Annotated in this window: 1 pseudogene; it reads left to right on the top strand. The window is 78.0% G+C overall.

Annotated features, from left to right (window positions below):
• Window positions 1-282 (top strand): annotated as a pseudogene (locus B7767_RS40750) (type VII secretion integral membrane protein EccD); the annotation flags it as partial.

The following is a 282-nucleotide window of genomic DNA, read 5'->3' as shown; positions in this document are numbered from 1 at the left end:
ACGACCGCCGGGCCGGGGGGATCTCCGTCAGCCGCCACCAGGTGTCCGCCGCCCTGGCCGCCGCCCACCGCGGGTTGGTGCTGGCCACGGTCACCGTGGCCGGATCGGCCGCCGTGGCCGCCGTACTGGCGCTGCGGGACCCCTCCGTGTGGACGGTGCCGCTGGCCGCGGTCGTCGCGGTGGTGCTGGCTCTGCGGGCCCGGGCGTTTCCGCTGGTCGCCGAGGTGGTCGTGCTGCTGGCCGCCGCGGCGGGCGTCACCGTGCGGTTGCTGACGGTGTGGG

Origin of the sequence: Streptomyces sp. 13-12-16, assembly GCF_002114215.1 — a bacterium.
Lineage (GTDB): Bacteria > Actinomycetota > Actinomycetes > Streptomycetales > Streptomycetaceae > Streptomyces.
The sequence above is the reverse complement of the archived record's forward strand: the minus strand, read 5'-3'. Positions and strand labels throughout refer to the sequence as shown.